The sequence below is a fragment of the Polynucleobacter sp. JS-JIR-5-A7 genome, from assembly GCF_018687935.1.
In the GTDB taxonomy this organism is placed as follows: Bacteria; Pseudomonadota; Gammaproteobacteria; order Burkholderiales; family Burkholderiaceae; genus Polynucleobacter.
This window is the reverse complement of the sequence record NZ_CP061308.1, coordinates 555,440-572,179: the sequence shown is the minus strand read 5'-3', so window position 1 is coordinate 572,179 and position 16,740 is coordinate 555,440. Positions and strand designations below refer to the sequence as shown.

18 protein-coding genes are annotated in these 16,740 nt (G+C 42.2%); 1 reads left to right on the top strand and 17 read right to left on the bottom strand.

The genetic code is table 11. From position 1 onward, the window contains the following. Positions 1 to 41: 41 nt before the first annotated feature. The 14 genes from AOC29_RS03005 to AOC29_RS02940 form a co-directional block, all read right to left on the bottom strand. Entirely contained in the window at positions 42 to 1,337 is a 1,296-nt protein-coding gene (locus AOC29_RS03005; RefSeq protein ID WP_215296566.1) for an ABC transporter substrate-binding protein, read from the bottom strand. Positions 1,338 to 1,390: 53 nt separating this feature from the next. Next, positions 1,391 to 2,080, bottom strand: coding sequence for a GntR family transcriptional regulator (locus tag AOC29_RS03000; protein WP_215296565.1), 690 nt, complete (start codon positions 2,078 to 2,080; stop codon positions 1,391 to 1,393). 5 nt (positions 2,081 to 2,085) lie between these two features. Further along, complete coding sequence (locus AOC29_RS02995) at positions 2,086 to 2,655, bottom strand: antibiotic biosynthesis monooxygenase (RefSeq protein ID WP_215296564.1); 570 nt, start codon at positions 2,653 to 2,655, stop codon at positions 2,086 to 2,088. 20 nt (positions 2,656 to 2,675) lie between these two features. Beyond that, the gene (locus AOC29_RS02990) at positions 2,676 to 3,491 is read right to left on the bottom strand and encodes a sterol desaturase family protein (protein ID WP_215297316.1); all 816 of its coding nucleotides are present in this window, start codon (positions 3,489 to 3,491) and stop codon (positions 2,676 to 2,678) included. A 137-nt stretch (positions 3,492 to 3,628) separates the two neighbouring features. Beyond that, positions 3,629 to 4,555 (bottom strand): ACP S-malonyltransferase, encoded by a 927-nt coding sequence (locus tag AOC29_RS02985; protein WP_215296563.1) that lies wholly within the window; start codon positions 4,553 to 4,555, stop codon positions 3,629 to 3,631. Beyond that, entirely contained in the window at positions 4,548 to 5,426 is an 879-nt protein-coding gene (gene mdcB, locus AOC29_RS02980) for a triphosphoribosyl-dephospho-CoA synthase MdcB (RefSeq protein WP_215296562.1), read from the bottom strand. Before mdcB ends, AOC29_RS02985 begins: the two co-directional genes overlap by 8 nt. Continuing rightward, positions 5,416 to 6,093 carry a malonate decarboxylase holo-[acyl-carrier-protein] synthase gene (gene mdcG / locus AOC29_RS02975; RefSeq protein ID WP_215296561.1) on the bottom strand — a complete coding sequence of 226 codons (678 nt, stop codon included), beginning with the start codon at positions 6,091 to 6,093 and terminating at the stop codon, positions 5,416 to 5,418. The genes mdcB and mdcG overlap by 11 nt, the downstream gene beginning before the upstream one ends. Positions 6,094 to 6,105: 12 nt before the next feature. Next, positions 6,106 to 6,807 carry a biotin-independent malonate decarboxylase subunit gamma gene (locus tag AOC29_RS02970; RefSeq protein WP_215296560.1) on the bottom strand — a complete coding sequence of 234 codons (702 nt, stop codon included), beginning with the start codon at positions 6,805 to 6,807 and terminating at the stop codon, positions 6,106 to 6,108. Continuing rightward, the gene (locus AOC29_RS02965; protein WP_215296559.1) at positions 6,800 to 7,696 is read right to left on the bottom strand and encodes a biotin-independent malonate decarboxylase subunit beta; all 897 of its coding nucleotides are present in this window, start codon (positions 7,694 to 7,696) and stop codon (positions 6,800 to 6,802) included. The genes AOC29_RS02970 and AOC29_RS02965 overlap by 8 nt, the downstream gene beginning before the upstream one ends. Further along, positions 7,686 to 8,012: a malonate decarboxylase acyl carrier protein gene (mdcC, locus tag AOC29_RS02960; protein WP_215296558.1), complete on the bottom strand. Its 327-nt coding sequence runs from the start codon at positions 8,010 to 8,012 to the stop codon at positions 7,686 to 7,688. The genes AOC29_RS02965 and mdcC overlap by 11 nt, the downstream gene beginning before the upstream one ends. Before the next feature lie 2 nt (positions 8,013 to 8,014). Continuing rightward, the gene (gene mdcA, locus AOC29_RS02955) at positions 8,015 to 9,670 is read right to left on the bottom strand and encodes a malonate decarboxylase subunit alpha (protein ID WP_215296557.1); all 1,656 of its coding nucleotides are present in this window, start codon (positions 9,668 to 9,670) and stop codon (positions 8,015 to 8,017) included. Between the two features lies 1 nt (position 9,671). Then, positions 9,672 to 10,655 carry a tripartite tricarboxylate transporter substrate binding protein gene (locus AOC29_RS02950; RefSeq protein WP_215296556.1) on the bottom strand — a complete coding sequence of 328 codons (984 nt, stop codon included), beginning with the start codon at positions 10,653 to 10,655 and terminating at the stop codon, positions 9,672 to 9,674. 726 nt (positions 10,656 to 11,381) lie between these two features. Beyond that, the gene (locus tag AOC29_RS02945; protein ID WP_215296555.1) at positions 11,382 to 11,696 is read right to left on the bottom strand and encodes a RodZ family helix-turn-helix domain-containing protein; all 315 of its coding nucleotides are present in this window, start codon (positions 11,694 to 11,696) and stop codon (positions 11,382 to 11,384) included. 67 nt (positions 11,697 to 11,763) lie between these two features. Beyond that, positions 11,764 to 13,212 carry a sensor histidine kinase gene (locus AOC29_RS02940; RefSeq protein ID WP_215296554.1) on the bottom strand — a complete coding sequence of 483 codons (1,449 nt, stop codon included), beginning with the start codon at positions 13,210 to 13,212 and terminating at the stop codon, positions 11,764 to 11,766. A 186-nt stretch (positions 13,213 to 13,398) separates the two neighbouring features. On the opposite strand from AOC29_RS02940, the gene AOC29_RS02935 reads away from it, so the two are divergent. After that, positions 13,399 to 14,016: a response regulator transcription factor gene (locus tag AOC29_RS02935; RefSeq protein ID WP_215296553.1), complete on the top strand. Its 618-nt coding sequence runs from the start codon at positions 13,399 to 13,401 to the stop codon at positions 14,014 to 14,016. Here AOC29_RS02935 and AOC29_RS02930 read toward each other — a convergent pair. The 3 genes from AOC29_RS02930 to guaA all read right to left on the bottom strand — a co-directional run bounded on the left by AOC29_RS02930 (position 14,013) and on the right by guaA (position 16,715). Then, a complete protein-coding gene (locus AOC29_RS02930) occupies positions 14,013 to 14,348 on the bottom strand; it encodes an AzlD domain-containing protein (RefSeq protein ID WP_215296552.1) in 336 nt (111 codons plus the stop codon). The genes AOC29_RS02935 and AOC29_RS02930 overlap by 4 nt on opposite strands. Then, positions 14,345 to 15,010, bottom strand: a complete 666-nt coding sequence (locus tag AOC29_RS02925; protein ID WP_251370092.1) for an AzlC family ABC transporter permease — start codon at positions 15,008 to 15,010, stop codon at positions 14,345 to 14,347. Before AOC29_RS02925 ends, AOC29_RS02930 begins: the two co-directional genes overlap by 4 nt. Positions 15,011 to 15,107: 97 nt before the next feature. Next, entirely contained in the window at positions 15,108 to 16,715 is a 1,608-nt protein-coding gene (guaA, locus tag AOC29_RS02920; RefSeq protein WP_215296550.1) for a glutamine-hydrolyzing GMP synthase, read from the bottom strand. Between the last annotated feature and the right edge of the window lie 25 nt (positions 16,716 to 16,740).

Sequence of the window (16,740 nt, the reverse complement as noted above, 5' to 3'; positions counted from 1 at the left end):
AAAAGCTGAGCAGCCCAAAGGCTGCTCAGCGGCACTAACTATTAAAGAGTGATATTGGCTGTGTCAATCCACTGCCAGAAATCCATTCCTGGAGGTTTTTGGAGTTGATCACTAAACTTTTTATCTACTGGATTAATTGTGACAAAGTCATACTTATTCTTATGCGTTGTCAGACCCTGATAGAAAGTTTGCTCAGCAATATGATCTTTACGCATCATGCCTGGACCACCCAATGATTGGACTTGAACGCCTTCCATGGCGGAAGCAATTTGATCTTTATCCGGCCACTTACCACCATTGGCTTTAAGTGCCTTTTCAATGCCAGCCTTATAGACCTGCATTGCAAAGTATGCTCTGTCGGCTTCCCAGTTTGGATAGTCTTTATATTTATCGTAGTAGAGCGCTACGAATTCTTTTTGCAAAGGAGTAGCATTTGGTAAATCAAAGTACATCGTGTTGTGCCCAAATACCATACCCTCTGGTGTGAACTCTTTCTTCATTAGTGTGTGCTGAAAGCCGGCAGCTGGCAGAACAAATTTCACATCGCCATTACCTAATCCAGCTGCACTAGCGTTCTGCATAAACACTGGTAAATCAGCAAACAAGAGCGAAGAGAAGATGAGATCAGGTTTGGCGGCTTTTAAAGCAGCAATTTGTCCTGATAGCTCCATAGTGCCAACTTTAGGCCACTGCTCTGCAACAACTTTGTGCTCAATATTGAAACGTTTTAAGAGCGCCTGGAATGCTGCCCAGTTATTTCTACCATAGGAATAGTCTGGATTGATTCCGGCAATGGTTGCAAACTTACCTTTGTATTGCTTAATTGCAATCAGTGAGGCCATCACTGCTTCACACTCGTTATCTGTTGAGCGGAAAAGATATTTCGGCTTTGGAATTGTTTCTTTCACGCCATCTTGCGTAGTACCGTCCCAATAAATGGTGACTGTTTGCATCTCTTCAACTGTAGGTCCAAGAGCCAAGGAAACGCCAGAGGATACTAAGCCCTGAACACAATCTACTTTGTCCTGGAGAACTAGCTTGCGATAACGCTCAGTTGTATCTTTGGCATTAGTCTCTTCTTCAATGACTAGTTCAACTTTACGACCGCCGATACCACCCGTCTTATTTATTTTATCAGCTGCAAACATTGCGCCACGCAGACCGCATTCACCGATCGTGCCAGCAATACCAGCTCGAGGCGCCAAGATGCCGATCTTAATTGGGGTGTTTTGTGCAATCGCTGGGAATCCCCAGCCACTGGCCGCTAGCGCTGAAAGGGCCCCTATTCCCTTAATTACTTCACGACGACCATGATTATTTATTTTCTGCTTTTTCATTTCAGTCTCCTATAAATCTCAATTTAACAAGACATCAACTACAACTAACACCATTACTCATTTGACATTACTGTCTTACGGGTAAATTCTTCTATGTAATCAAGCAACTTATCTACCGCTAAACCAGCTTCTTTTTCATTGCCTTCACAAATAGCATCCGCTATATCAGCATGCAGCATAGCCGCAACTGTAATATCCCCGATCTGATGAAAATTACCAAACCAAAATCTTCTGGACATACCATGCAACATTGATAGCGCCTTTGATGCATATTCATTTTTAGATGCGATGATGGTTAAATCATTTAATTCTTTATCCACCTTCAGAAAAAGCTTTTCATTTTTCTCTTTTGCAGCTTTTTTAAAGTCTTTGGCCATTCTCTCAAACTGTTTGCGCTCTTCTAGATTGCATCTCTTTGCTGACTTTTTGCAAATCAATCTCTCCAACTCACGACGAGTCTCTAATACTTTGAGTTGTTTTTGTGGATTGAGATCAGAAATAAAAATACCCCGTTTAGGCATGACAGATACAAGGTGTTCATGACTCAAACGCTGAATAGCTTCTCTTATAGGAGTTCTACCGATGCCAAGCATGGTGGAGAGTTGACTTTCTGAGACTGGGGTACCGGGAGCCAACTTCATCGTAACGATAAGCTCTTCCAATTGCTCATAAGCTTTATCTGATAGGGATACTAATTCAACGGGAACAACGATTGAGGCTTTAGTAGTTTTTTTGGTTGCCATGTTCTTTAAGCAAAAACGCTGGGTGCTTGCGCTCGATCAAACATTCCATAATCCCGCTGAACTTCGTAGAAACCAAAATCAAATGACTTCTGAACAGCTAAAGAGTCCTTTGCTTTTAAGGCACTGTCAAAATCACAATCGAATAAAGCAATACCTCGCGCTGGATTGATTACACCCTTAAATAATCTTGCAGCATTCACAAAGGATTTTGTGGCACTCTCAGTAGCTGTCTGTACAGCAGAAAAATCACCGACTAAAGCTAGGATGCAAGATTTATCTGAGCTACTACTTTGCTCACTACCCACCCTCAATCGATAATCTTCCAAGACTAAATTTCTGCCACAAACTTGGGCGCCATGATGATCATGTTGACAGCGCCATGAGCCTAGCGCATTCTCATCCACCCACTGCGAATAGGATAGATACCAGCCAGCTTGGCCTAAATTTTCAAAGCGCTCCACTGAAATAAATCCAGGATTCTTTTCTACAATAGGCTTTAAGCCAGCCGCCATTCCAAAATAGGCGTCTGTAAAACCTTTTTTTGGCAGAACATCAAAGAAAACAGCGTAGGTCATGAGATAAGTAGTGTTATCAATTATTTCTCTAAGGCTTTTGCTTCTTCAGAAGTCAAAATTGGACCTTCGAGAGTGACTTTTTCTTCTTGTATCTTACCGTTCTTAAACTTCTCAATAATAGGCTTTAAATCAGGGTCTACATGTACCTGATTAAATCCATTCAATAAGGTTCCTAATAAGCCACGTTTTAAATCAGATGTGCCCATAACCCAATCTGCTAGCGGAAAGCTCAGATTCATATTTTTATGCATCATGATGCCAAGGTTGTGATGTGCTGCATGGTGACGTCTAATCGTATTTACAAATGGCATATTTCGAACGAACCAATTCTCTTTAATATGACAGCAATAGTGAAAGGTTTCATAAATCAAGTAGTGCCCAACCATGGTCATAAATACAAAATACCCAACATTAGGATTGAAGATTTGGCTGGCTACATAACCCAAGAGCGTTCCAAATACACCTAAGACAATCAGTACGCGCCAAGGGAAGAAAACAATTCTAAATTCCTTGGTGGTATCAATCGTGTAGTCAGTATCGGTGAAGTATTGATGATGCTGGCGTGTATGGCGATCATAGATTGCGCGCAGCGCAAAGACATCAATTAAACGGTGCATGACATATTTATGCATCGCCCACTCAACAAAATTTCCAGCAATGGCTACAGGAATGATTACCATCCACTCCCAAGTAACGTCATGTAGATTAGAAGCGCAATAATAAATGAGACTAATTCCAACCGCATACATCACACCAATGTGCACAAGGCCATTATAAAAAGGGCTTATTTCGTTAACATATTTGTTACGAAACTTCTTTTGTCGCTCCGTCATCACCATTTCTTGGAATGCAATACTCATAGCCATCTCCTGCTTAAATAAAGCCTTTGTGAAACATATATGTCACTAATATACTAGAGAAATGTCAGACTTTATCGAGAGCAAATGATGGGGGTTTCCCTAATTCCAAGCGCTCAAGCCTCGAGTTCACGAAAAACCCAGCTTTGAAGACCTTGGGGGGTACGAAAATCAAAGACTGAGCGTGCTGAAATCGCAGGATAAATCCCTGAAATCATCTTAGACAGGCTACCTCCAGGGCCCAACTCCAGTACAACAGACACCCCAGAATCTACCAGGGTCTGCATACATTGCTGCCACTGGACAGGTTCTGAAACAGCTCTAGCCATAGAATCTACTCCTGAGGTCAAGTCATTGGTAATCAAACCATTAATCCCTTGAACCACTGGAATACTCATCTTTTGATCACCCAAATTTAGAGCAGCTACTTCCATCCGGAGTTGCGCCGTAGCTTTTAGCATGTGTGGTGTATGGGAAGGTATTGAAACAAGGAGCCTTTTAACCCAGACCCCAGACTCTCCTAGCAATTTCTCATAGAACTCCATCTCCTTAAAGGATCCAGCGATAACAAAGTGATCATCCTCGTTATAAATTGCAATATAAGAATTTGAGTTGTTAAGATGCTTCAACAATGCTAATTTTGAGATTCCTCTCACAGCCAACATTCCACTATCAACAGGAGCAAAGTTTTGCATTGCTTCACAACGTAATCTACATAGCTTTGCTACGGACTTAAGATCAATTGCCCCGGAACAACCTAAGGCGCTTACCTCTCCAGCACTATAGCCGGCAACATAACTTGGCCTAGGTAGACCATCTCTAATTGCCTCCCAATTGGCCAAGGCTGTAGCGATCGTCAGAGGTTGTGAAAATTGATTCGATGTTAAGTTCAATTTGCCATCCTCTATAGAGAGCATGTCCCAATGAAATTCATTAGAGAAGGCATCAATGACCTCATCAACCTGAGGAGCTTGTCTAGAAAATGCAAACACTCCTGAATCTAAAGAACCTTGGCCAGAGCAAACGATGGCAAACTTATTCATCGGCTTCAATGTTATGAATAAAGAGGCAGGCACTTAATAAATCTGCACTACCGCCTGGGCTTAAATTTAATTCTATCAATTTTTGATGGACGCTCAATGCCCTCATATCCCAGTCATTCGCATAGATACCACCGATATCCAAGAAGGCCTCAGATAAGTCTTGGGCTTTTTTTAAGCCATCCCATCCACCCCTATGAAGTAGGTTAGTATCTTGCACGTTCGCAAGGAGCGTAAAGAAAGTTTGTATGCAAGCTAGTTCGTGACTTGAAGTCTGCGCAAGAATATTGCGATATACAGGCAGGCCTAACTGATAGACTGATGGGTAGCCAGATAACGCTTCCTCAATTGCACCACCAACGTGATACATTGATGCCACTCTGTCCCCATGACTACCTGCCTTACGATGATGCAAGGCAAGCTCCTTACCCCAAGTTTGCACTGTAATTTCACCTAAGCTACGGCACGTATCGGAATACATATATCGATATGCAGCTGCTGCAGCCAGCATTCCTAAATTAAAGATTGCTCCGCGATGGGTATTCACTCCACCAGTTGCATCCAACATCCTAGATTCAGCAGCCAAACCAGATGAACGCAGTAATTCAAAATTGGCGCCCTCCAAACCCAGGCTGGCGATATGGAAAAAATAATGGCGTAAAGACACGATGCTCGAATAAAAAGTACTCGCATCCATATCTTGGTGGCTACCAGAATCCACCAAACTAACAAGGCCAGGTTTAGGATAAGTAATCAGCTCATACCATAGTGATTTCACTGCACAGTTACGAATTCTTCTAAGAAAATGCAAAGTATCCTGCTCTGAGGGTAGCCGTTTGCTTTCAATAAGACTATCAACATTACTAGAGAACATTGAATTCCTCCATCATCCGATGTCTAGCCATGAGTTTGGGACCTGAGTCTGTTTTCACAAGCAACTCAGTTGCCTTGCTCGCAAACTCTCGCCAGCTTACAGAATTTCCATTAATGAATTCGAACTCACCATCCAAACGTAAGTCAATTTCATTAGATAGGTGACATAATGTTTTTGATAATGTAGAGAGATTACAGTTTTGAGTAAATGAAATTAAGAGATCAATATCTGAATTTTCAGTCATGTAATTCTGCTTACCTTCGTAACTCCAAAATACAGAACCAAATACCTTAATCTGAATTGGGTAGTCTGCCAACCCACTAAGCATACTATTTACCTTTACCGCGATATTTAATGGAAGGGCCTCCATTACCGTTTTAATGCTTAAGGGTTCATCCACTTTTAGAATCAATGAGGAATCTATCTGAAGATTAAGACGCTTTTTTGATGATCCCGCAAGATGCAGCATTAAGCCCAGCGGTAAGAGATTTTTACCAGTCTCATCACAGGGGTTTATAGCCCTTCCTACTAAAGGCTTGCCAGATATGATCCAGTTCTCAAGAAATTGACGCTCATCGATAGGAAGTTCACTAAGACCCCTGATTGAACCGATGCTACTAGGCTCAACCCAAATTCGACGATGCCGCCAGCGTATGAGCTTATTCATTCCAACCGAGCATCAAGTCTGAATGATTGATTCAATCACGGTATAGGCCTTATTTCTTCCGCCTCTTTCATGCCCCAGTTTAGCTCTGTCATCAGAGTTCGATTGATTGCTGATTGCAACCTCAATTAAAGATGCCAAATGGGCATCGTCAATCTTCTCAAGAGCTCCCAGTGCAACATAGTTTTCAACACCAGGGCCAAAAATAGAGGAGCTTTTACACAACTCCTCCAATCTCTCCAAAGGAATTTGCGTAATCCGCGACATTGCTGGTAACGCCATCACCCGAATCTGAGCATCCGAGAGTGCAAAGGACTGATCAGCAATCATTCCTAGCGCAAGATACCCCCCGCTAACCGCCTCGTTGTAGATAATACTAATGATTCTATGGCTGCGATCTCTTGCTACCTCAAAACATTTTGAAAGATGAGAAAGATACCCAGCATTACCAAGCAATTCATCGCGTCGCGACAATTTCTGCCCTTGAGTATCTACCAAAATAATGATGGGCATTCTGGGGTGGTGCTTAACTACATCCAAGACTTTGCCTGCTAATTCAAAAGCTAAATCAACCCCTATGGCCGCCTGATTTAAGGTTCCAATGAGTGCAACCTCTTCCTTGGATGTATTGGCTCTGCCCGATACCAAGTCGCCATGGATAGAGATCTTATAACCCAAAGGAAATACTTTGCTACAAACTTGATCGATCTTATCCATTTTCTCGCACTTGATTTGCAATTTTCATAAAAGCATCAAAATCCAAAGAAGGAATACTCGCAGGATTGGCGATACCCATATCTTTCCAAATATCTAGGGCATCATTGGCCTTGCCATATTTTCTTAAGCGCTCACCTAACTGTTGATGCTCATCTATCACAGAGTCAAGATTGATTGGAATAGGCTTCTTAAAATATGGCAACAAAGCATTCCGAATATCCTCAACACTATCCTTTACAAAAGTTTGCGCCTCATCTATTAGATAGCGGTGTTTACCACCCATAGTCCGCCAAACTAGCGCACGGTCTCTAGCGTCAAACTCTTCCACACCTTTTTGCGACTCAATCACTTCAGGGCCAGAAACAGAGAGACGCCCCTCTTCGGTTATCACAATATAGTCACAACAGCGAGAAATAATCCCAATGCCACCGTATACACCATTTGCTCCAGCTGAAACAACAATCAGGGGCACTCCGGCTTTACGAGCATTAAACATCGCTCTTTGAATTTCAGAAATCGCTATCAATCCTGCATTCGCCTCATGTAAACGCACGCCGCCTGTATCAAATAGCAATACAACAGCAGCTGGCTTCCGAATTGCAGATCTCTCAAGCAACCCCGTTAACTTGGCGCCATGTACTTCGCCCACTGCACCACCCATAAAACCTGGCTCTTGGGCGGCAATATAGATAGTTTGACCGCCAATAGTCCCCTCTCCAATGATGACTCCATCATCAAATGAAACTGGCATACCCAAACTCTTTAAGTGCGGACTAAATACCCTGTCGGATGGAGGTAAATACTCTTTGAATGTATCGTTATCTAATATTGAAAGTACTCGCTGACGAGCAGTGGATTCCCTGATACCAATAGTATTTTCAATCTTCATAATGGCTTCTCCACTGCTGTGCTGCTTGCATCAATCTCAGCTGAACTACCGCCGGTGTTGCGCCACCATCATTAATCGTGATTAAAGTATTGGAGAATTGATATTGATTTGTAAAATCCCGTAGGACAGCTTGCCATGTTTCAGAAAATCCATTGACTGAGGTTTCAACACAAACCTTACTTTTTCCATTGATTTCGGCAACCTCCAATAAAACCTCTAAGTTGCCTGACCCTACAACGCCAACAATAATTGAGGTCTTATTTTTTGGGGTTCTAACGATCTCCCAGGGGCCAAATTCATAATTTAATAGTTCCATATTTACCAATTCCTAAATCGTTTAGGGGGTCTATAGAGGCCGTCAGACCAATTCACCAAATCTTTAATTGAACGAGCAGCTAATAAATTTCGAGTAGCCATGCGTGGATCAATTCCTAACTCTTGAGGGCGCTGAATAATGCCTCTGGCAATCAATGCCCCTACTTGGCTTTCATTGCGCTTTAAACCAACTGGAGTGTATCCAGCGACACCCCGAATTGCCTGCTCTCTTTCTTGCAGATTTTTACACTTATGAAGATGTGCAATACCCTCCTCGGTCACGAGATGTGTAATGTCATCACCATAAACCATAACAGGCGGCAAGTCTAATTGAAAATCATCCATGAGCTGCCAAGCATCTAGTCGCTCTACAAAAGTAGGTTGCATTTTTTCTTTGAATGTCTCCACGATTTGCACTACTAATTTCCTACCACGAGGCATCGTTGAGTTCTCTGGCTTCATACTTTCTTTACCGGCCATTAACCAGGCTTTACTAGAATGTCGCCTTGCTCTTGAATCGGAGCCAAAATTAGGAGCGCCTCCAAAACCAGCAATTCGATTCAATGTTGCAGTGGATGAATTACCTTCTACATCAATCTGTAAGGTTGAGCCAATAAATAAATCGGCATAGTGACCTGCCAGCTGACAAAAAGCTCGGTTCGATCGCATTGAACCATCGGGACCGTTAAAGAAAATGTCGGGACGAGCTGTAATGTAATCTTCCATCCCCAATTCCGAGCCAGCACAATGTATATTCTTAACGAATCCTGACTCAATAGCCGGAATTAAGGTGGGGCAAGGATTCACGCTCATATACTCACAAATCTTACCTCTAAGACCAAGTGATTCACCATAAGTTGGCAGTATCAGTTCAATTGCTGCAGTATCAAAACCAATGCCATGATTTAGGCGATTAATTCCATAGGGCTCATAGATGCCTTTGATAACCATCATAGCCATCAGAATTTGAACCTCGGTAATCAAAGCAGGATCCCGGGTGAATATTGGTTCTATATAGTGAGGTCTAGGCGCCTTAACAACAAAAGAAATCCAATCACTTGGAATATCAATCCTCGGAACTTCTTCAACTAGCTCATTTACTTGAACAATCACTAGCCCATTTTTAAAAGCTGTTGCTTCAACAATAGGGGGCGTATCCTCAGTATTAAATCCAGTGTATACATTGCCATGCTTATCAGCACTTTGTGCCGCAATCATTGAAACCCTAGGTGTAAGGTCTACGAAATATCGGCTATACAACTCAAGATATGTATGAATTGCACCTACCTCAACGATATGCTCCTTGATAAGTCTGCCAAGTCGGACACCCTGCTCACCTGAATAGCAAAAATCTAATTTTTTTGCTATTCCTTTTTCAAAAATATCCAAGTGAGAAGATAGTGCAATATTAGATTGCACTATATGTAAGCCATTGATCTTCTTTGGATCGATGAGAGTAAGCTGTTCAGAGAGAAAATCAGCATGCTTTTGATTATTCCCTTCAATGCAAATCTTATCTCCCGACTCAATTACGGCCTCAAATAAACGTACTATGTCAACATGAGGAATAATTTTTGATGAGGTAATATGACTTGCGCGTTCGAGTCGACTACGCTTATTTCGTAGGAGTATGTCCCATAACTTCTCCTCTACTGACATTTTAGCTATCCAACGTTATCTTAGCTTCACGAATCAATGCTCCCCACTTGCGGTAATCATCTTGAATGAGCGTCAAAATTTCTGTAGGTGTTTTGTACATAATTTCGTCATTACCAAGTTTTTTCAGCTCGGTGACTACAGTTGAATCGCTAATGACTGTTTTATAGTCTGCCTGTAATTTGCTTGTAATCGCAGGCGGCATCTTGGCGGGACCCATTACCATGAATCGGAGTACTGCCTCATAACCTTTCAAGCCCTGCTCAGCAATTGTTGGCACATTTGGTATTGATGCTGAACGCGTTATTGAAGTAACCCCCAATGGACGCGCTTTTCCTGCAGCAATCATCTGCAATGCTGGTCCAATCGTCGCAAACATAATCGGCACCTGCCCGCCAATTAAGTCAGTCATTGCTGGTCCAGCACCTTTATATGGAACATGCAAAAGTGATATCCCAGCTTTAAACTTAAATAGCTCGCCAGCAAGGTGATGTACTGAGGCTACCCCTGAGCTAGCATAGCTTAATTGACCTGGCTTAGCTTTGGCTAAAACAATGAGTTCCTGAACGTTTTTCACATCTAAGTCTGGATTAACAATTAATACTAAGCCCGTAGTACAAACATAAGATAAGGGCGTGAAATCAGTTAGTGGGTCATAAGCGACTTTACGTAAATTTGGCGCAATACAAAGAGGACCCGTATCCTCCAATCCAATCGTATACCCATCCGGTGAAGCTTTAGCAACATACTCCGCTCCAATTGATGCGCCTGCGCCAGGCTTGTAATCAATAATGACAGATTGCTTAATCAATTGCTCAAGCGGCCTGCCAATAATTCTAGCTGTTGCATCGCTAGAGCCCCCAGTCGTATACCCCAAAATAAACTTTATTGAGCGATCCGGCCAAACCTGACTCCAAGATGGCAAAGAACTAAACCCTGCTAGAAAGCCCAATATAAGCTTAAGCGCACCTCGTCTTTTTATTGCCATTACTATCTCCATATTTTTTATCTGATATGTTTCTAATATACAAGAAAAATGACAGGCCACCAGTCTATTTGCCAAGTCCTCTTAGGAAGAAAATTTGGATGTCCATAAGCCCTCAATCTAAAAGGGACCATCAATTAAAGCCCCATTTATGAGGCACTCAATCACTCAACCCATAAAGAATAAACGAGCCAAAAATGGAAACAATTACAAGAGCAAAAGATGATTTCAGTCTTAACCAACCGGCTATCCAAATCCACAGTTAGCGCATCGGCTCCAGGATTTCCCATTAAATTTAGCAACACTCCTAGTAATTACGATTCGCCCTCACCAATTGCTGGTGAACATACTGAAGTTATATTAGGTTCACTAGCTAAGCTTTCCAAAGAGGAGTTTTTCTACTACTTATCTCACGTCACTTTCTAGGTAGGTTTAGACCAATGTCTAAATTACTGTTTTAGAGCGATTTCACGTCTTTAAATCCGTTAGGCGCGAGTTTGAAAACGAATTTTTGGCGCAGTCAATATCGCCCGACCCACCAAGATGTAGAGGGCTTTAAAGGCGAAATACTTTTGAAGCCTTTCTCTTTTTAGCTCTTGTTTGGCACGGGGCTAGCATTTTAGATAAGCAATAACTATTTCCATCATTAATAATGTGGCTCAAATAAAAAACCACCTTAAGTTTTCACTCAAAGTGGTTAAACCCGTAAGGATCGGGTATGCCGAATTATTATTTTTTTCTTAAAAAGACGGGAATATCGCCTTCATAAACATTGGCGTTTACTTTTGCTTGCTCAACACAAGGTTGCTCCTTGTAATCACTCAATTCAATATCTAAGGCTTTAGCATAAATTTGGGCGTTGGATAAGGTATTCTCTGGCACTTGCTGGTACCCCAACAGTTCTCCATTTTCTATGCGAACGATCTCAAAAATTTTTAATCCACAAGTGCTGGCCGCTGCAGACAATGTCAGGCCCCGTATCTCCCGTACACTGCGAAGATGCCTGCCAATCTGCTTAAAGGATTGAATTTCTGCTAAGTTCATAAAAACCCATACAAATGTAGGCTCTTATGTTCGCCCTCGCTGTAGTCCTAGTCAATTAGCCCTGAGGCTAATGAGAGAGAGGTAGCTCCACAATGAATCGTGCGCCGCTACCAAAGGCATCCTCATAATGAATAGAACCTCGATATCTAGTGATAATGTGCTTGCAAAGCCATAGGCCTAGACCCATTCCAGTCTGCTTGGTGGTACTTAACAGCTCAAATAGTTGAGGTTTAAATTCAGTAGGTACGCCCCCGCCATTATCAGAAATGCTTAATTTGACGGAATGGCCAGATCTCATGGCCTCTATAGCAATACGACGCTGGAGTGTTCCTGAATTAGCCAAAGCCTGCGTGGCATTGTTCACAAGATTCAATATCACTTGCTCAATTTCAGCTGGGTTAACCTTCACTGCTAAGTCATCATCTACCTTTAACTGAATTTGGATATTCTTTGACTTTAGCTCTGGCCTCACAATATCTAGTACCTTAGAAATGGAATCGCCTAATTGAACATCCTGAGCATTCAAATCACCCTCAGTAAATATTGACCTTAAAGATTTGACAATCGTAGCGGCTCGCTTGTTATCCTCTTCCAAGGAATCTAAAATTTCTTTACCCAACTCCGGATTGAGGACTCCTTTTTCTAATTTCATTTTGAGAAACTGGATATTCAGATTAGATGCTGCAAGAGGTTGATTGAGTTCATGAGCAATTGATGCCGATAAGGCACCAGTAGCGGCCGTTTTATTGGCTTTCATCAACCCATAAATCAAACGCTCTTTTTCTTTTAAGAGCTCGATGATTTTCTCGTTTTCTTCTCTTGTTTTCTCAAGCGTATTAGCAATTTGATTTTCTTTTGTGATTTGTTTTTCTAAATAAAAACTGCCTAGAGCCACATATACCAATATCGTACTGCCATAGCCAATCCATAAAAGCGTTAAAGCCACTGCATCTTGGGCATATAAAAAGAAATTGGTATGAGTACTACCAATTAATACCCAAAGAGTTCTGACAATTTCTCCGAATAAGGTTAATACTGATAAAAAAATAAGCCACTTTACAACCACTGTTCGGTCTTTTTTGTAATACTCCCTCAACTCCCATATTTGCCAGATTAAAAATAGCTCTTGAGTAATAGTAATTAAGGCAACGCGATGCTTAAAGGTATCTGGAATTACCCGCAAGTAATCATAGAAAAAGAAAATAAAGATCGAAATAATTGATACAAGCAAAGCTTGAAACTTAGTAAAAGGCCGTTTATTCCATGAACGATATAAAAATATCAGGAGGAGAACTGAAACAATAAATGAGCTATTTGCAATTGTGAGAAAAAACTGATGAAACCACAAGGCAATTCCAAAACAAAAGGAAGAGAGTGAAAAAAGGCCGACACTCATTGGCCAATAGATGCTGAAATCACCTTTTTCATTGGCACGATATTGATACAAGGCGCTTAAAAATAATCCCAGGCCAATGAGCGAAAAAACAATAAAAAAGATTTGATTAGCGACTTCCATCACTGAATATTACAGATAGCAGACTGAAATGTCGCTTAAAAAGGGGCCCCGCTTGAGGATCCTTGCAATGAAGGGCTGTTGTAACAAAGGCATAGAAGATGAGATCTGATTAGCTATAGGGCTAATATCCTCAGCCTATACTTTGATTTAAATTGACCTAATTAGCTAAATATAAACCCTCTCTTTATGACTAAATCTGGCCACATTTTCATAATCGATGACGATGACTCAATGCGCATTTCACTCTCCAGAATGTTGAGCGAGGTAGGCTACACCGTAGATCATTACCAATCTGGCATCAATTTTTTAAAAGAATCTCTCCCAATCTCTCCAGCAGTGATTCTTTTGGATATGCAAATGCCTGATATGTCTGGAGTTGAACTGCAGCAGCAATTGTTAGCCCTGGGTCGCAGAACACCTATTATTTTTATTAGCGGACAAAGTCATCCCCATCAAATTGTTTCTAGTCTTAAAAATGGTGCGATAGATTTTTTATTTAAACCAGTCAAACTCGAAGATCTATTAATTGCCTTGAGCAAGGCGCTTGAGCTAGATAAGCAACAACTGGTTCAATTATCCAAAGAGTTAGATATCAAACAATGTTTTCTCACTCTAACGCCAAGGGAAAAAGAGGTTTGCTCTTTATTGGTTAGAGGCTTATTAAACAAAGAAATTGCTGTTGAGCTAGGCACGGTTGATGCCACGATCAAAGTGCACAAGGCAAGAGTGATGGAGAAAATGCATGCGGACTCTATACAAGCCCTAGTGAGAATGTATCTTGAGGCAGATTTAGTTAATGCTTAGATAAAAAATCTGGCAAGAGTAAAAAAAGTCATTCCCAATAATATGGTTGCCAAGATGCTGTTGGTTACTAAAAACCCAATCACTCCGCCAATTGCACCAAATAGTTGGGGTGAATACAGGTTTAATTCAAATAGTTGGGTTGCCGGATCTTTTGCAAATAGCACATCTGGAAGAACAATGGCAATGAGAGCTGCAGTAGGTGCATAGCGCAAAAACTCATGAATACTTCTGGGAATGGGAAATTTTGAGCCCACTAAAAGAATAGAGCCCCTACTCAGTATGCTCACTAGCATCAAGCCAAAAAAAGCAATCCATAAGTCCACTGTATTCATACATTCCTCTTTTGAGATTGTTTGTCTACCAATACCGCAGCCATCACACCAGCAATCACTGAGCAAACAATCGTTAAGCGATACGGCAGATTGATAGTTAAGATACAAGTGCCAGCAGCTGCTAATGCTGAGATAACAGCAGTTTTATGTTTAATGGCAGGAATGATCAAGGCTAGCAATGCTAGCGGTCCAGCAAAGCCAAGGCCCCAAGAGATCGGAATATAAGACCCAAAAAAAATGGCAATTAATGCACCTATCTGCCAAAAAAACCAATGCGCTAGGACCATTCCCATGAAATAGAGCAGCTCAACTTGGCTCCCTTGAAGGTTATCTGGCGAAGGAAACTTTTCTACAAATTTTGCGAAACTCATATCGGTGTTTAAGCTCCCAATACCCAGTCTTTGCCAGAAAGAATAATGTTTAAAGTGAGGTTGAAGGACTGCGCTAAAAATAACAAAACGCGACATCACAATCAATGCAGTCAGCCAAACAGTCCAAAAGGGATAATCTCCAGCGATCAATGGCATCACCGCCAATTGCGAAGATCCTGCATAGACGAGGATGTTGAACCAAAATGTATTTACCGGGCTCAGTCCCGCGCCCAGCAAACTAATGCTCGTGACCAAGGACCAAGCAATAATCCCCGGAGATGATTCGAGCATCACTTTTAAACCCTGAACAAAAGGGGGTCGTTGGAAAAATTTCAAGGAAGTTAAATACTGTATTTAGCGGATTGGATAGTGACTCAATCGTGAGTTTCTATTCCCACTCAATCGTTGCCGGTGGTTTGCCGCTGATATCGTAGACAACGCGATTGATGCCACGCACTTCATTGATGATGCGATTGGAAACTTTGCCTAGTAACTCATGTGGCAAGTGAGCCCAATGGGCCGTCATAAAGTCTTGCGTTTGCACTGCTCGAAGTGCCACAACATATTCATAAGTTCTGCCATCACCCATGACACCAACCGATTTCACCGGCAAGAAGACGGCGAAAGCCTGGCTGGTCAGGTCATACCAGGACTTCTGGCTAGCTTCATCAATCGTGCTGCGCAATTCTTCTATGAAGATCGCATCAGCGCGTTGCAGCAAGTCTGCAAACTCTGCTTTGACTTCACCCAAAATGCGCACACCCAAACCTGGTCCCGGGAAAGGGTGACGATAGACCATCTCACGTGGCAGACCTAAAGCAACGCCCAGCTCTCGTACCTCATCTTTAAATAACTCACGCAATGGCTCTAGTAATTTGAGATGCATATCTTCAGGCAGGCCGCCAACGTTATGGTGACTCTTAATCGTATGCGCGCCCTTCTTACCTTTACCGGCAGACTCAATCACGTCCGGATAAATAGTTCCCTGAGCTAACCACTGAGCATTTTTGATCTTGCCGGACTCAGTCTGGAAGATTTCAACGAATTCTTTACCGATGATTTTTCGCTTCGCTTCTGGATCAGAAACACCTGCTAACTTAGCCATAAAAGTATTTTTTGCATCGACACGAATGACTTTAACACCCAGGTTACGCGCAAACATTTCCATGACCATGTCACCTTCGTTCAAACGAAGCAGGCCGTGATCAACAAACACGCAAGTCAGTTGATCGCCAATAGCACGATGGATTAAAGCGGCAGCAACACTCGAGTCAACACCACCAGACAGACCGAGGATAACTTCTTCATTACCCACTTGCTTGCGAATATTCTCAACCGCCTCGGCAATATAGTCACCCATGACCCAATCAGGCTTGCACTGGCAGATCTCATGCACGAAGCGCTCAAGAATAGCGGCACCTTGAATGGTATGGGTCACTTCTGGGTGAAACTGAAATGCATAGAAGCGGCGCTCTTCATCAGCCATGCCCGCAATCGGGCAAGATTCAGTGGAAGCCATCAATTGAAAAGATGGCGGCATGTTGGTTACTGAATCACCATGACTCATCCACACCTTGAGAATGCCATGGCCTTCACTGGTAGAAAAATCCTGAATGCCCTTGAGTAAGTTAGTGTGGCCATGAGCGCGCACTTCTGAGTAACCAAACTCACGTGCCTTACCCAATGACTCAGCTGAAGCAACTGCACCTCCCAATTGGGTTGCCATGGTCTGCATGCCATAGCAAATCCCTAAAACGGGAACGCCTAATTCAAATACGATTTGTGGAGCACGCGGACTACCATCTTCGGTCACTGAGCTAGGACCGCCAGAGAGAATGATGCCTTTGCCACCCTGCTCTTGAATAAATTTGCGAATGAATTCTGGATCGCAATCGTAGGGGTGAATCTCTGAATACACGCGGGCATCACGCACACGCCTAGCAATTAATTGAGTTACTTGTGAACCAAAGTCGAGAATCAGTATTTTGTCGTGCACGAAAGAATCAGTCTTTAATTCAGCC

Bases quoted from the DNA above. Each gene is read 5' to 3' on its own strand.
- AOC29_RS03005 (WP_215296566.1), bottom strand. From the start codon at position 1,337: ATGAAAAAGCAGAAAATAAATAATCATGGTCGTCGTGAAGTAATTAAG.
- AOC29_RS03000 (WP_215296565.1), bottom strand. From the start codon at position 2,080: ATGGCAACCAAAAAAACTACTAAAGCCTCAATCGTTGTTCCCGTTGAA.
- AOC29_RS02995 (WP_215296564.1), bottom strand. From the start codon at position 2,655: ATGACCTACGCTGTTTTCTTTGATGTTCTGCCAAAAAAAGGTTTTACA.
- AOC29_RS02985 (WP_215296563.1), bottom strand. From the start codon at position 4,555: ATGAATAAGTTTGCCATCGTTTGCTCTGGCCAAGGTTCTTTAGATTCA.
- mdcB (WP_215296562.1), bottom strand. From the start codon at position 5,426: ATGTTCTCTAGTAATGTTGATAGTCTTATTGAAAGCAAACGGCTACCC.
- mdcG (WP_215296561.1), bottom strand. From the start codon at position 6,093: ATGAATAAGCTCATACGCTGGCGGCATCGTCGAATTTGGGTTGAGCCT.
- AOC29_RS02970 (WP_215296560.1), bottom strand. From the start codon at position 6,807: ATGGATAAGATCGATCAAGTTTGTAGCAAAGTATTTCCTTTGGGTTAT.
- AOC29_RS02965 (WP_215296559.1), bottom strand. From the start codon at position 7,696: ATGAAGATTGAAAATACTATTGGTATCAGGGAATCCACTGCTCGTCAG.
- mdcC (WP_215296558.1), bottom strand. From the start codon at position 8,012: ATGGAACTATTAAATTATGAATTTGGCCCCTGGGAGATCGTTAGAACC.
- mdcA (WP_215296557.1), bottom strand. From the start codon at position 9,670: ATGTCAGTAGAGGAGAAGTTATGGGACATACTCCTACGAAATAAGCGT.
- AOC29_RS02950 (WP_215296556.1), bottom strand. From the start codon at position 10,655: ATGGCAATAAAAAGACGAGGTGCGCTTAAGCTTATATTGGGCTTTCTA.
- AOC29_RS02945 (WP_215296555.1), bottom strand. From the start codon at position 11,696: ATGAACTTAGCAGAAATTCAATCCTTTAAGCAGATTGGCAGGCATCTT.
- AOC29_RS02940 (WP_215296554.1), bottom strand. From the start codon at position 13,212: ATGGAAGTCGCTAATCAAATCTTTTTTATTGTTTTTTCGCTCATTGGC.
- AOC29_RS02935 (WP_215296553.1), top strand. From the start codon at position 13,399: ATGACTAAATCTGGCCACATTTTCATAATCGATGACGATGACTCAATG.
- AOC29_RS02930 (WP_215296552.1), bottom strand. From the start codon at position 14,348: ATGAATACAGTGGACTTATGGATTGCTTTTTTTGGCTTGATGCTAGTG.
- AOC29_RS02925 (WP_251370092.1), bottom strand. From the start codon at position 15,010: ATGCTCGAATCATCTCCGGGGATTATTGCTTGGTCCTTGGTCACGAGC.